Origin of the sequence: Kluyvera sp. STS39-E (assembly GCF_040932435.1) — a bacterium.
GTDB lineage: Bacteria > Pseudomonadota > Gammaproteobacteria > Enterobacterales > Enterobacteriaceae > Kluyvera.
The window spans coordinates 71,544-85,086 of the sequence record NZ_JBFQGA010000004.1 but is presented as its reverse complement, the minus strand read 5'-3'; the positions used below and the strand labels follow the sequence as shown (position 1 = coordinate 85,086).

The window sequence follows — 13,543 nt, the reverse complement described above, 5'->3', positions numbered from 1 at the left end:
CCCAAAAGGGAGAGGGGACCGCTCGGCGCCGTCTTTTTCTCCCCCATTCCAAAGGTGAGAAGGGACCATCTTTTCTTCCTCGCCCCATTGGGGAGAGGGCCGGGATGAGGGGAAATGCGCAATACCTTATTCGGAGACACCCAATGACCATAGACAACCCTTTGATCTCCATCTACATGCCAACCTGGAATCGACAGCAGCTGGCCGTCCGCGCAATCAAATCCATTCTGCGCCAGGACTATCCGCACTGGGAGATGATCATCGTTGATGACTGCTCCAGCCAATACGAACAGCTGCAGCAGTTCGTCACCGAGTTAAACGATCCCCGGGTGCAGTACACCCGCAACGACTTTAACTCCGGTGCCTGTGCGGTGCGCAATCAGGCCATCCTACAGGCGAGGGGACAGTTTATTACCGGTATCGACGACGATGATGAGTGGACGCCGAATCGGTTATCGATCTTTCTCGAACATAAGCATGCGCTGATGAACCACGCATTTTTGTATGCCAACGACTATGTCTGCGAAGGCGAGGTCTATTCACAACCCGCCAGCCTGCCGCTGTACCCGAAATCACCGTTTTCCCGCCAATTGTTTTACAAGCGCAACATTATCGGCAATCAGGTCTTTAGCTGGGCGTGGCGTTTTAAAGAGAGCCTGTTTGATACCGAACTGAAGGCGGCGCAGGACTACGACATCTTCCTGCGCATGGTGGTGGCCTACGGGGAGCCGTGGAAGATTGATGCCGCGACGCAAATTTTGCATATCAACCACGGTGAAATGCAGATCACCTCATCACCGAAAAAATTCTCCGGCTACTTCAGCTTCTACCGCAAGCACAAAGCCAAGTTCGACCGCGCCAGTAAGAAGTACCAGCTGTATACGCTCTATCAGATCCGCAATAAACATATGACTTGGAAAACATTGCTGACGCTGCTGTCGGTACGCAACGGCAAACGCTGGGTTGATGGGTTACGGAGCAAATAATGCGACTGGAAGATTTTCGCGCAAATAGCTGGAGCCTGCGCCCCTGCTGCATGGTGGCGGCCTATCGGATTGCTCATTTCTGCTCGGTATGGCGCAAAAAAAACGTCTTGAACAACCTGTGGGCGGCACCGGTGCTGGTGCTGTACCGCATCCTCACCGAATGCTTTTTCGGTTATGAAATTCAGGCGGCGGCAACCATTGGCCGACGTTTCACCATCCACCATGGCTACGCGGTGGTTATCAATAAAAACGTGGTGGCGGGCGATGATTTTACCATTCGCCACGGCATAACGCTGGGCAATCGTGGCCCCAATAGTCTGGAGTGTCCAACTTTTGGCAACGGCGTAGAACTTGGTGCCAACGTGGTGGTCATCGGCGGTATTCGCATTGGTCACAACGTGACGGTGGGCGCTGGCAGCGTGGTGCTGGACGATGTTCCTGATAATGCGCTGGTGGTGGGTGAGAAGGCGCGAGTGAAGGTAATAAAATGAATATTCTGCAATTTAACGTTCGGCTCGCCGAGGGCGGCGCGGCAGGTGTGGCGCTGGATCTCCATCAGCGCGCACTGCGTCAGGGCCTGACTTCAACGTTTGTCTACGGTTATGGCAAAGGCGGCAAAAAAAGCGTCAGCCACGACCGCTACCCGCAGGTGGTAAAGCAAACTACCCGGCTGACCTCGGTAGCAAATTTGGCGCTGTTTCGCCTGTTTAACCGCGATCTGTTTGGCAATCTGAACAATCTCTACCGCCAGGTGACCCGTCTTGAAGGGCCGGTGGTGCTGCATTTTCATGTTATGCACAGCTATTGGCTGAATCTCGCTGATGTGGTGAGTTTCTGTGAGCGCGTAAAAGCGCATAAAAGCGACACCACTTTTATCTGGACGCTGCACGATCACTGGAGCGTAACCGGACGCTGCGCGTTTCTCGATGGCTGCGAAGGCTGGAAAAACGGTTGCCAGAAGTGTCCGACGCTCAGCAACTATCCGCCGGTAAAAGTTGACCGCGCACACAGCTTAGTGGATGAAAAACGTCACCTGTTCCGCCAGATGCTGGCGCTGGGTTGCCGCTTTATCTCGCCAAGCCAGCACGTTGCCGATGCCTTCAATAGCCTTTACGGGGCAGGGCGTTGCCAGATTATTAATAACGGTATCGACGTCGCTACTGAAGCAATTTTAGCCGAGCTTACGCCAGTCAACGCCGCCGCTTCACGGCCTAAGATTGCCGTGGTGGCTCACGATCTGCGCTATGACGGTAAAACCAATCAGCAGTTGGTGCGCGATATCATCGCCCTCGGCGACAAAGTTGAAGTGCATACCTTCGGCAAATTCTCGCCGTTTACCGGCGACAACGTGGTGAACCACGGTTACCTCACCGACAAACGCCAGTTGATGAGTGAGCTTAATCCCCTTGATGCGCTGCTGTTCAGCTCGCGAGTGGATAACTACCCGCTGATCCTCTGTGAAGCGCTCTCCATCGGTGTGCCGGTGATTGCTACCCATAGTGATGCGGCAAAAGAGGTGCTGGAAAAATCCGGCGGTCGCACGGTCACTGAGCATGACGCGCTGGCGCTGGCCCAACTACCAAAAGCGCAGATTGCGCAGGCGGTATTTGGCACCACGCTCGAACGCTTTAGCGCGCGCAGCCGCCAAGCCTACAGCGGGCAACAGATGCTGGAGGAATATGTCTCGTTCTATCAAAGTCTGTAGCTATCTGCTGCTGCCGTTAATCTACCTGTTGGTTAACGTCAAACTGGCGCAACTGGGTGAGAGTTTCCCGATTACCATCGTGACCTTTTTGCCTGTCCTGCTGTTGCTGTTTGTTGAACGCATCAATCTCAAAAAGTTGATGATTGCCCTCGGGCTGGGCGTGGGGCTGACGCTGTTTAACTACGTGTTTGGTCAGTCGTTAGACCCCAGCAAGTACGTCACCTCGACGATGCTGTTTGTCTATATCGTGATTATTATCGGCATGGTCTGGAGCATTCGCTTCAAAACTATTTCTGCGCACAACCATCGCAAGATCCTGCGCTTCTTCTACGTGGTGATAACCATTATTGTGCTGCTAGCTGCCCTCGAAATGGCGCAGATTATTCTGTTTGGCGGCAGCAGTCTGATTGAGATAATTTCGAAATATCTTATATACAGTAATAGCTATGTACTGAACTTTATCAAGTTCGGTGGCAAGCGTACTACCGCGCTTTATTTCGAACCGGCATTCTTTGCTCTGGCATTAATCTCAATTTGGCTTTGCATCAAACAGTTTGGTATCAAAACGCCGAAGTCTGATGCTATGATTCTGGCAGGGATAATTCTTTCTGGATCGTTCTCTGGGGTAATGACATTTATCCTGTTCTATCTGCTGGAGTGGGCTTTCCAGTATCTGAACAAAGAGGCGATTAAGAAAAAACTGCCATTGGCAATTATCTCGCTGGGCGTTTTTTTAGTCGGCCTAGTATTTGCTTTTCCGTATATTACAACACGCTTGGGTGATTTGGGGACAGAGGGATCATCATCCTACTACCGTATTATTGGTCCGTTGGTGATGGTCGGTTACTCATTGACAAGTATTGATGGGGTGATTCGCTTTGGATCTCTTTACGAATATGTTGCATCATTCGGAATATTTAACGGTGCGGATGTCGGAAAAACCATAGACAATGGTCTGTACCTGTTAATGATTTATTTTTCATGGTTTGCTGTGATATTAACCGCAGGCTATCTGTATTACGTTTTTAAATTGTTCATTAACGCTTTTGGGAATAATCGAAATTTCGCCGTGCAACTGTATCTTTTTACGCCGATTTCATTGTTTTTCACCGGCTCGATATTTAGCCCAGAATATGCGTTTTTAATTGTCTGTCCTTTTATTCTGCGTAAAGCGCTGAATATTACCGACAGCAGATGAGGTGCAACATGTTGTTAAGTGTGATTACCGTAGCCTTTCGCAACTATGAAGGCGTGGTGAAAACGTGGCGTTCGCTGGCTCATCTGGCACGCGATCCGAGCCTGACCTTTGAGTGGATTGTGGTTGATGGTGGCTCGAATGACGGTACCGCTGAATTTCTCGAAAAACGTAATGGACAGTACCAGTTACGCTACGTTAGCGAACCGGATAACGGCCTGTACGATGCGATGAATAAAGGCATTAACATGGCCAACGGCAAGTTCGTGCTGTTTCTCAATTCCGGCGACGGTTTCCACCCTGAGGTCGCCCAGTTTGTGCGTAAGCTGCGCGGATGCCAAGACGATTCAATGTTTCTGGGTGATGCGATGCTCGACTTTGGCGATGGTAATCAGATCCGCCGTAGCGCCAAGCAGGGGTGGTATATTTACCACAGCCTGCCGGCGAGTCATCAGGCAATTTTCTTCCCACTTCGCGGGTTGAAAAATTATCCTTATGACGTTCAGTATCGGGTTTCTTCAGATTATGCGCTGACCGCTAAAATGTATAAATCGGGTTTCCGATTCAAACGAATAAAAGGCTTGGTGTCTGAATTCTCAATGGGCGGTGTATCCACCACCAACAATATTCAGCTGTGCCAGGATGCTAAAAAAGTCCAGCGTGAAATATTACGCATGCCAGCCTTGCTAACAGAATTGTCTTATTTATTACGCTTGCGAACAACCGGCAAAGCAAAGGCGCTATATAACAAAGCCTAAGGAAATAGGATGCAGGAATTATCTGGCTTCAGAGTACCCAATGGTTTTCGTGGCGCCGGTGGAATAAAAGTTCAACTTTGGTGGGCAGTACAGGCCACGTTATTCGCTTGGTCGCCGCAAATACTGTACCGCTGGCGCGTATTTTTATTACGTCTGTTTGGCGCAAAAATAGGAAAAAACGTAGTCATTCGTCCATCGGTAAAAATTACCTATCCATGGAAATTAACGATTGGTGATTACGCTTGGGTGGGCGATGACGCGGTGCTTTATACCCTTGGGGATATTACCCTTGGTGCCAATTCAGTGGTCTCGCAGAAATGTTATTTATGCACCGGTAGCCACGATTATCAGAGCGCGCATTTTGATATCAATGCCGCGCCGATTGTGGTCGGTGAAAAATGCTGGTTGGCAACCGATGTGTTTGTTGCTCCCGGTATCACGATTGGTGCCGGCACGATTGTCGGCGCCCGCAGCAGCGTATTTAAGTCGCTACCGGCAAATATGATTTGCCGTGGCAATCCCGCAGTGGTCACGCGTCAACGCGTAGAGAACGTTACTCCCTAAACGGGACTATTTGAGGAAAATATAATGTCGAAAGTCGCACTTATTACCGGCGTAACCGGGCAGGATGGTTCTTACCTGGCAGAACTGCTGCTGGAAAAAGGATACGAAGTTCACGGGATCAAACGTCGTGCTTCCTCCTTTAACACCGAACGTGTGGATCACATCTACCAAGATCCTCACGCGGCAAACCCGAAGTTTCACCTGCACTACGGCGATTTGACCGACAGCTCCAACTTGACCCGTATTTTACAGGAAGTGCAGCCGGATGAAGTCTACAACCTCGGCGCAATGAGCCACGTAGCGGTCTCTTTTGAATCGCCGGAATACACCGCCGACGTTGATGCGATGGGGACGCTGCGCCTGCTGGAGGCCATTCGCTTCTTAGGCCTTGAGAAGAAAACCCGTTTCTATCAGGCTTCGACTTCCGAGCTGTACGGCTTGGTGCAGGAAATCCCACAGAAAGAGACTACGCCTTTCTACCCGCGCTCACCGTATGCGGTGGCGAAACTGTACGCCTACTGGATAACCGTCAACTACCGTGAATCCTACGGTATGTTCGCCTGTAACGGCATTCTGTTTAACCACGAGTCCCCGCGTCGCGGCGAGACCTTCGTGACCCGCAAAATCACCCGCGCGATTGCTAACATTGCCCAAGGCCTAGAGAAGTGCCTGTACCTCGGCAATATGGATTCGCTGCGTGACTGGGGCCACGCCAAAGATTACGTAAAAATGCAGTGGATGATGCTGCAACAAGAAAATCCGGAAGACTTCGTTATTGCTACCGGCGTGCAGTATTCGGTTCGCCAGTTCGTTGAAATGGCGGCGGCACAGCTCGGTATCAAACTGCGCTTTGAAGGTACCGGTGTGGAAGAGAAGGGGATTGTGGTCTCCGTCACCGGTCACGACGCGCCAGGCGTTGCACCGGGCGATGTGATGGTCGCCGTTGATCCGCGCTACTTCCGTCCGGCGGAAGTGGAAACCCTGCTGGGTGACCCAACCAAAGCGCACGAAAAACTGGGCTGGAAGCCTGAAATCACCTTGAAAGAAATGGTCTCTGAAATGGTCGCCAAAGATCTGGAAGCGGCGAAGAAACATTCCCTGCTGAAATCCCACGGCTACGAAGTGGCGATCGCGCTGGAGTCCTAAGTATGAGCCGACAACGTATTTTTGTTGCGGGCCATCGAGGGATGGTCGGCTCCGCTATCGTCCGCCAGCTTACGGCGCGCGGCAACGTCGATTTAGTGCTGCGTAGCCGTGAGGAGCTAAACCTGCTGGACGGTCGCGAGGTGAATGACTTCTTTGCCCGCGAGAACATCGACCAGGTGTATCTGGCAGCGGCGAAGGTAGGCGGCATCGTTGCCAACAACACCTTCCCGGCGGATTTCATCTACGAAAACATGATGATTGAAAGCAACATCATTCATGCGGCACACAGCCACAACGTGAATAAGCTGCTGTTCCTCGGCTCATCGTGCATCTATCCGAAGATGGCGAATCAGCCAATGCATGAAAGTGAACTGCTGCAGGGGACGCTGGAGGCCACTAACGAGCCGTATGCGATTGCCAAGATAGCGGGGATCAAACTGTGTGAGTCCTACAACCGCCAGCATAACCGTGATTATCGCTCGGTAATGCCAACCAACCTGTATGGGCCGAACGATAACTTCCATCCGAGTAATTCGCACGTTATCCCGGCGCTACTGCGCCGCTTCCACGAGGCGGCACAGCAAAACGCCGCCGATGTGGTGGTATGGGGCAGCGGTACGCCGATGCGCGAGTTCCTGCATGTGGATGATATGGCGGCCGCCAGCATTCACGTGATGGAGTTGGATCGCAGCGTGTGGCTCGAAAACACCCAGCCGATGCTGTCGCACATCAACGTCGGCACCGGGGTTGACTGCACCATTCGTGAACTGGCGCAGACGCTGGCGAAGGTGGTGGGCTTCAAAGGCCGCGTGGTGTTTGACGCCACCAAACCGGACGGCACGCCGCGCAAGCTGCTGGACGTGTCACGTCTGCATCAGTTGGGCTGGTATCACGAAATCTCGCTGGAGGCTGGCCTTGCTAGCACCTACCAGTGGTTTTTAGAAAACCAGCACCGCTTCCGGGGGTAACCGATGTTTTTAAGCCAGCAGGCGTTTGCCACCGTGGTGCAGTCTACGCCGCTTATCTCCATCGATTTGATCGTTGAGAACGCGCAGGGTGAGATCCTGCTGGGGCTGCGCAACAACCGTCCGGCACAGGGCTTCTGGTTTGTGCCGGGGGGACGTGTGCAGAAGGATGAATCGCTGGCCGAGGCGTTTGCTCGTCTGACGGAAGCTGAGCTAGGACTGCGTCTGCCCATGACGGCAGGTCATTTCCACGGCGTGTGGCAGCATTTCTATGACGATAATTTCTCGGGCAAGGATTTTTCCACCCACTACATCGTGCTGGGCTTCCGCCTTCAGGTGGACGCCGACACGCTCGCACTGCCGGTGGCTCAGCATAACGAATATCGCTGGCTGAGCCCGCAGGCGCTGCTGGCGGCGGACAACGTTCATGACAACAGTCGCGCCTATTTCCGCGTTGACAAAATGGCCGAGGTACCGGGTTTATGAAAATTCTGGTGTACGGCATTAACTACTCACCGGAGCTCACCGGCATCGGCAAGTACACCGGCGAAATGGTTGAGTGGATGGCGCAACAGGGGCACGAGGTACGGGTGATCACCGCGCCGCCTTACTATCCGCAATGGCAGGTCGGCGTGAACTACAAAAGCTGGAGCTACCGCCGGGAAGAGGGCGCTGCCACCGTTTGGCGCTGTCCGCTGTATGTACCAAAGCAGCCGTCAACGTTAAAGCGTTTGATTCATCTTGGCAGCTTTGCGTTAAGCAGCTTTTTCCCGCTGATGGCACAGCGTCGCTGGAAGCCGGATCGCATTATCGGCGTGGTGCCGACGCTGTTTTGCACGCCGGGCATGCGCCTACTGGCGAAACTGTCCGGTGCACGCACTCTGCTGCATATCCAGGATTATGAAGTGGATGCCATGCTTGGACTGGGCATGGCCGGCAAGGGCAACGGTGGCCGGGTGGCAAAACTGGCCAGCGCCTTTGAGCGCAACGGCCTGCATAACGTCGATAACGTGTCGACGATTTCGCGTTCGATGATGAACAAAGCCTGTGAAAAAGGCGTGCCGGCAGAGAAGGTGATTTTCTTCCCCAACTGGTCGGAAGTCGCCCGTTTTCGCGATGTTCCGCAAACTCTGGTTATCGCCCTGCGTCACCGCTTGGGGCTTGATGACGCGCGCAAAATTATTCTCTACTCCGGCAACATCGGGGAAAAACAGGGGCTGGAGAGCGTGATTGATGCCGCCGACCGGCTCCGCGAACAGCCGTGGCAGTTTGTGATTGTCGGCCAGGGTGGCGGCAAGGCGCGTTTAGAAAAACTGGCCGCTGAACGCGGGCTGGATAACGTGACGTTTCTGCCGCTGCAATCATATGAAGATTTACCCGCGCTGCTGGCGATTGGCGACTGCCATCTGGTGATTCAAAAACGCGGCGCGGCGGATGCCGTTTTGCCTTCCAAACTGACCAATATTCTGGCTGTTGGCGGCACCGCGGTGATCACGGCAGAAGCGACAACCGAGCTGGGTCAGCTGTGTCAGGACAATCCGGGCATTGCGGTGTGCGTGACGCCAGAATCGGTTCCTGCGCTGGTGGAAGGCATTACCCAGGCGCTGATGATGCCAAAACACAATGTTGTCGCCCGCGCTTGGGCCGAACGCTCGCTCGATAAAGAGCACGTGCTTAACCAATTTATTGCTGATATTCGGGGTTAAACGATGAGTCAATCTACGCTTTTCCCGGTCGTGATGGCCGGTGGCTCGGGCAGCCGCCTGTGGCCGTTGTCCCGAGTGCTTTACCCTAAGCAGTTTCTGTGCCTGAAAGGCGAGATGACCATGCTGCAGGCCACGGTAAATCGTCTGCAGGGCGTGAAGTGCGCCAGTCCAGTGGTCATTTGCAACGAACAGCATCGTTTCATCGTTGCTGAACAGCTGCGCCAGCTCAACAAGCTGACGGAAAATATCATTCTGGAACCGGTTGGGCGCAATACCGCTCCGGCGATTGCGCTGGCGGCGCTGGCGGCAAAACGTCGTGAGCCGGACAACGATCCGCTGATGCTGGTGCTGGCGGCGGATCACGTCATCCAAGATGAAGACGCTTTCCGCACCGCTGTACGTGAGGCCACTGAGTTTGCGCAAAGCGGCAAGCTGGTGACTTTCGGCATCGTTCCTTCGTTACCGGAAACCGGCTACGGCTATATCCGTCGCGGCGAGGTGAGCCCCGGTAATACAGATGCGCTGGCCTTTGAAGTGGCGCAGTTTGTGGAAAAACCGAATCTGGAAACCGCGCAAGCGTATGTGGCCTGCGGTGAGTACTACTGGAACAGTGGCATGTTCTTGTTCCGCGCCGGACGTTATTTGGAGGAGCTGGGGAAATATCGCCCGGATATTCTCAGCGCCTGTGAAAAAGCGATGGATATCACCGACCCGGATCTCGATTTTATCCGCGTCGACGAAGAGGCGTTCCTGAGCTGCCCGGACGAGTCAATCGACTATGCGGTGATGGAACGCACCGCCGATGCGGTGGTGGTGCCGATGGATGCTGGCTGGAGCGATGTGGGCTCGTGGTCGTCGCTGTGGGAAATCAGCAACCGCACGCCGGAAGGCAACGTGCATCATGGCGACGTTATTAGCCACAAAACGGAAAACAGCTACGTTTACGCCGAATCGGGATTAGTGACGACCGTCGGGGTAAAGGATTTGGTGGTGGTGCAAACCAAAGACGCGGTGCTTATCGCCGACCGCAATTCGGTGCAGGACGTCAAAAAGGTGGTCGAGAAAATTAAGGCCGATGGCCGTCATGAACACCATATTCACCGCGAAGTTTATCGTCCTTGGGGCAAATATGACTCCATCGATTCGGGCGAACGCTATCAGGTGAAGAGAATAAGCGTGAAGCCGGGTGAAGGATTGTCGCTGCAAATGCATCACCACCGAGCTGAACACTGGATAGTGGTCGCTGGGACCGCCAAAGTCACCCTCAATGATGAGACCAAACTGCTGGGCGAAAATGAATCAATTTATATTCCGCTTGGCGTCACCCACTGCTTGGAAAACCCGGGGAAGATCCCGCTTGACCTGATTGAAGTGCGCTCTGGCGCCTATCTGGAAGAGGATGATGTGGTGCGCTTCCAAGATCGTTACGGGCGCGTGTAGCCAGCGTATCGCGCCCGGTGGCGCTGCGCTTACCGGGCCTACAAAAGCCAAACCGTAGGCCGGATAAGCGAAGCGCCATCCGGCAACTCATAACACTGAAACTGATGACCCTCACAGGTCAGGGCCAACCGTTGCCTGAAGAAAGGTAAAACATGAAAAAATTAACCTGTTTTAAAGCCTACGACATTCGCGGCAAGCTCGGCGAAGAGCTCAATGAAGATATCGCGTGGCGCATTGGTCGCGCCTACGGTGAATACCTCAAGCCGAAAACCCTTGTGTTGGGCGGCGATGTACGCCTGACCAGTGAAGCGCTGAAGATGGCGCTGGCGCGCGGCCTGCGAGATGCGGGCGTGGACGTGCTGGATATTGGGCTTTCCGGCACGGAAGAGATCTACTTTGCGACCTTCCATCTTGGCGTTGACGGCGGCATTGAAGTGACCGCCAGCCATAACCCGCTTGACTACAACGGTATGAAGCTGGTGCGTGAAGGCGCGCGTCCAATTAGCGGCGACACCGGCCTGCGCGATATCCAGCGGCTGGCGGAAGCCAACGACTTCCCACCGGTCGATGAAAACCAGCGCGGCAGCTACCAAAAAATCAATCTCCAAGAGGCCTACGTCGACCATTTGCTGGGCTATATCGACGTCAAAAATCTCAAGCCGTTGAAGCTGGTTGTGAACTCCGGCAACGGTGCCGCAGGGCCGGTGGTGGATGCGCTGGAAGCGCGCTTTAAGGCGCTGAACGTGCCGGTGAACCTGATTAAGGTACATAACACCCCGGACGGTACTTTCCCACACGGTATTCCTAACCCACTGCTGCCGGAGTGCCGTGATGATACCCGCGATGCGGTGCTCAAATACGGAGCCGATATGGGGATCGCTTTTGACGGCGATTTCGACCGCTGCTTCCTGTTCGACGAAAAAGGGCAGTTTATCGAGGGCTATTACATTGTTGGCCTGCTGGCGGAAGCGTTCCTCGAGAAGAATCCCGGTGCGCGCATCATTCATGATCCGCGTCTGTCTTGGAACACCGTGGATGTCGTCACGGCGGTGGGCGGCACGCCGGTGATGTCAAAAACCGGCCATGCATTCATCAAAGAACGTATGCGCCAAGAGGATGCGGTGTACGGCGGCGAGATGAGCGCCCATCACTACTTCCGCGATTTTGCCTACTGCGATAGCGGCATGATCCCTTGGCTTTTGGTCAGCGAACTGCTGTGCCTGAAGGGCAAAACCTTGGGTGAGCTGGTTTGCGACCGGATGGCGGCCTTCCCGGCCAGCGGTGAAATCAACAGCCAACTGGCTGAGCCCTCGGCGGCCATTGCTCGCGTTGAGGCCCATTTCGCCGGTAGCGCGCTGTCGATTGACCGCACCGATGGTATCAGCCTGGCGTTTGCCGACTGGCGCTTCAATCTGCGCTCCTCCAACACCGAACCGGTGGTGCGGCTGAACGTCGAATCACGCGGCAATACGCCGCTGATGCAGGCGCGAACGCAGGACATTTTGGCGTTACTTAATCAGTAATTATTGCCCCTCACCCTAGCCCTCTCTCCAGAGGGGAGAGGGAACAGTCCGGTTTTCTCCCTAGCTATCGGGAGAGGGAAAGGCCCGGTTTTCTCCCTCGCCCCTTTGGGGAGAGGGCCGGGGTGAGGGGAAACCATTAAATAGGACCGACGATGACGACTCTAAGAAAGCGCGAACGAGCCAAAACGAATGCATCGTTAATTTCAATGGTGCAGCGTTTTTCTGACATCACCATCATGTTAGGTGGGCTGTGGCTGGTGTGTCAGGCCGTCGCGTTGCCGTTTTTGTACCTGCATCTGCTGATGGCGCTGGTCACGCTGGTGGTATTCCAGATGATCGGCGGGATCACCGATTTTTATCGTTCGTGGCGCGGTGTACGCATTACCACTGAGCTCCTGTTGCTGCTGCAAAACTGGACGCTGAGTCTTGTGTTTGCCGCCGGACTGCTGGCGTTCAATGATGATTTTAATACCAACTTCGGCATCTGGCTGGCGTGGTATCTGTTGAGCACCATCGGCATGCTGGCGAGCCGGGCGTTCATTCGCTATGGCGCGGGCGTGCTGCGCCATCGTGGTTATAACACCCGCTACGTTGCGGTTGCCGGTGATATGCCGGAAGGACAGGAACTGCTGGAAAGTTTTCGCAACCAGCCATGGCTGGGCTATGAAGTGGTGGGTAGTTACTACGATGCCAAACCCGGCGGTGTTAACGCCGACTGGATGGGTAATCTTGAGCAACTTCGCGACGACGCCCGCAGCGGCAAAATTCATAATATCTATATCTCCATGACGATGCAGGAAGAAGGTGATATCAAAAATCTGGTACGTGATTTGGCTGACACCACCTGTTCGGTGCTGCTGATCCCCGACGTGTTCACCTTCAACATTCTCCATTCCCGCGTGGAAGTGGTGAACGGCATTCCGCTGGTACCGCTGTACGACACGCCGCTTTCCGGCGTTAACCGTATCATCAAACGCTTGGAAGATATTGTGCTGGCGCTGGGCATTCTGCTGCTGATTTCGCCGGCGCTGTGCTGCATCGCGCTGGCGGTGAAGCTGACTTCTCCAGGGCCGATTATCTTTCGCCAAACCCGCTATGGCATGGACGGCAAGCCTATCAAGGTGTGGAAGTTCCGTTCAATGAGGGTGATGGAAAACGACGCGGTTGTGACACAGGCGACACAGAACGATCCGCGCGTAACCCGCGTTGGCAACTTCCTGCGCCGTACCTCGCTCGACGAACTGCCGCAGTTTATTAACGTGCTGACCGGCGGCATGTCCATCGTTGGCCCGCGTCCGCACGCGGTGGCGCATAACGAGCAGTATCGTCAATTGATTGAGGGCTACATGCTGCGCCATAAGGTGAAACCTGGAATCACCGGCTGGGCGCAGATCAACGGCTGGCGCGGTGAAACAGATACCTTGGAAAAAATGGAGAAGCGGGTGGAGTTCGATCTCGAATACATCCGCGAATGGAGCCTGTGGCTCGATATCCGCATTGTTTTTCTGACGGTATTCAAAGGCTTTGTCAACAAAGCAGCCTATTGAGGAATTGA

General features: G+C 54.1%; 13 protein-coding genes. All 13 read left to right on the top strand.

The features are described from left to right. Positions 1 to 143 precede the first annotated feature (143 nt). The 13 genes from wcaA (at position 144) to wcaJ (ending at position 13,535) form a co-directional block, all read left to right on the top strand. The gene (gene wcaA, locus AB4K05_RS09820) at positions 144 to 986 is read left to right on the top strand and encodes a colanic acid biosynthesis glycosyltransferase WcaA (protein WP_368479800.1); all 843 of its coding nucleotides are present in this window, start codon (positions 144 to 146) and stop codon (positions 984 to 986) included. Further along, on the top strand, positions 986 to 1,477 hold the full coding sequence (gene wcaB, locus AB4K05_RS09815; protein WP_368479799.1) for a colanic acid biosynthesis acetyltransferase WcaB: 492 nt from the start codon (positions 986 to 988) through the stop codon (positions 1,475 to 1,477). Before wcaA ends, wcaB begins: the two co-directional genes overlap by 1 nt. Further along, the gene (wcaC, locus tag AB4K05_RS09810) at positions 1,474 to 2,691 is read left to right on the top strand and encodes a colanic acid biosynthesis glycosyltransferase WcaC (protein WP_368479798.1); all 1,218 of its coding nucleotides are present in this window, start codon (positions 1,474 to 1,476) and stop codon (positions 2,689 to 2,691) included. The genes wcaB and wcaC overlap by 4 nt, the downstream gene beginning before the upstream one ends. Beyond that, complete coding sequence (gene wcaD, locus AB4K05_RS09805) at positions 2,666 to 3,889, top strand: colanic acid polymerase WcaD (RefSeq protein WP_368479797.1); 1,224 nt, start codon at positions 2,666 to 2,668, stop codon at positions 3,887 to 3,889. The genes wcaC and wcaD overlap by 26 nt, the downstream gene beginning before the upstream one ends. Before the next feature lie 8 nt (positions 3,890 to 3,897). Then, entirely contained in the window at positions 3,898 to 4,644 is a 747-nt protein-coding gene (gene wcaE / locus AB4K05_RS09800) for a colanic acid biosynthesis glycosyltransferase WcaE (RefSeq protein WP_368479796.1), read from the top strand. Between the two features lie 9 nt (positions 4,645 to 4,653). Continuing rightward, positions 4,654 to 5,208: a colanic acid biosynthesis acetyltransferase WcaF gene (gene wcaF / locus AB4K05_RS09795; protein ID WP_368479795.1), complete on the top strand. Its 555-nt coding sequence runs from the start codon at positions 4,654 to 4,656 to the stop codon at positions 5,206 to 5,208. A 24-nt stretch (positions 5,209 to 5,232) separates the two neighbouring features. After that, a complete protein-coding gene (gmd, locus tag AB4K05_RS09790; protein WP_368479794.1) occupies positions 5,233 to 6,354 on the top strand; it encodes a GDP-mannose 4,6-dehydratase in 1,122 nt (373 codons plus the stop codon). A gap of 2 nt (positions 6,355 to 6,356) precedes the next feature. Continuing rightward, on the top strand, positions 6,357 to 7,322 hold the full coding sequence (locus AB4K05_RS09785) for a GDP-L-fucose synthase family protein (RefSeq protein WP_368479793.1): 966 nt from the start codon (positions 6,357 to 6,359) through the stop codon (positions 7,320 to 7,322). Between the two features lie 3 nt (positions 7,323 to 7,325). Then, entirely contained in the window at positions 7,326 to 7,805 is a 480-nt protein-coding gene (locus AB4K05_RS09780; protein WP_368479792.1) for a GDP-mannose mannosyl hydrolase, read from the top strand. Next, entirely contained in the window at positions 7,802 to 9,025 is a 1,224-nt protein-coding gene (gene wcaI, locus AB4K05_RS09775) for a colanic acid biosynthesis fucosyltransferase WcaI (protein ID WP_368479791.1), read from the top strand. Before AB4K05_RS09780 ends, wcaI begins: the two co-directional genes overlap by 4 nt. 3 nt (positions 9,026 to 9,028) lie before the next feature. Further along, entirely contained in the window at positions 9,029 to 10,465 is a 1,437-nt protein-coding gene (gene cpsB, locus AB4K05_RS09770; RefSeq protein ID WP_368479790.1) for a mannose-1-phosphate guanyltransferase, read from the top strand. Positions 10,466 to 10,617: 152 nt separating this feature from the next. Beyond that, positions 10,618 to 11,988: a colanic acid biosynthesis phosphomannomutase CpsG gene (gene cpsG / locus AB4K05_RS09765; protein ID WP_368479789.1), complete on the top strand. Its 1,371-nt coding sequence runs from the start codon at positions 10,618 to 10,620 to the stop codon at positions 11,986 to 11,988. Positions 11,989 to 12,140: 152 nt separating this feature from the next. Next, the gene (wcaJ, locus tag AB4K05_RS09760) at positions 12,141 to 13,535 is read left to right on the top strand and encodes an undecaprenyl-phosphate glucose phosphotransferase (protein ID WP_368479788.1); all 1,395 of its coding nucleotides are present in this window, start codon (positions 12,141 to 12,143) and stop codon (positions 13,533 to 13,535) included. Positions 13,536 to 13,543 lie beyond the last annotated feature (8 nt).

Excerpts from the sequence above, each read along its gene's own strand:
- wcaA (WP_368479800.1), top strand. The coding sequence starts at position 144 with ATGACCATAGACAACCCTTTGATCTCCATCTACATGCCAACCTGGAAT.
- wcaB (WP_368479799.1), top strand. The coding sequence starts at position 986 with ATGCGACTGGAAGATTTTCGCGCAAATAGCTGGAGCCTGCGCCCCTGC.
- wcaC (WP_368479798.1), top strand. The coding sequence starts at position 1,474 with ATGAATATTCTGCAATTTAACGTTCGGCTCGCCGAGGGCGGCGCGGCA.
- wcaD (WP_368479797.1), top strand. The coding sequence starts at position 2,666 with ATGTCTCGTTCTATCAAAGTCTGTAGCTATCTGCTGCTGCCGTTAATC.
- wcaE (WP_368479796.1), top strand. The coding sequence starts at position 3,898 with ATGTTGTTAAGTGTGATTACCGTAGCCTTTCGCAACTATGAAGGCGTG.
- wcaF (WP_368479795.1), top strand. The coding sequence starts at position 4,654 with ATGCAGGAATTATCTGGCTTCAGAGTACCCAATGGTTTTCGTGGCGCC.
- gmd (WP_368479794.1), top strand. The coding sequence starts at position 5,233 with ATGTCGAAAGTCGCACTTATTACCGGCGTAACCGGGCAGGATGGTTCT.
- AB4K05_RS09785 (WP_368479793.1), top strand. The coding sequence starts at position 6,357 with ATGAGCCGACAACGTATTTTTGTTGCGGGCCATCGAGGGATGGTCGGC.
- AB4K05_RS09780 (WP_368479792.1), top strand. The coding sequence starts at position 7,326 with ATGTTTTTAAGCCAGCAGGCGTTTGCCACCGTGGTGCAGTCTACGCCG.
- wcaI (WP_368479791.1), top strand. The coding sequence starts at position 7,802 with ATGAAAATTCTGGTGTACGGCATTAACTACTCACCGGAGCTCACCGGC.
- cpsB (WP_368479790.1), top strand. The coding sequence starts at position 9,029 with ATGAGTCAATCTACGCTTTTCCCGGTCGTGATGGCCGGTGGCTCGGGC.
- cpsG (WP_368479789.1), top strand. The coding sequence starts at position 10,618 with ATGAAAAAATTAACCTGTTTTAAAGCCTACGACATTCGCGGCAAGCTC.
- wcaJ (WP_368479788.1), top strand. The coding sequence starts at position 12,141 with ATGACGACTCTAAGAAAGCGCGAACGAGCCAAAACGAATGCATCGTTA.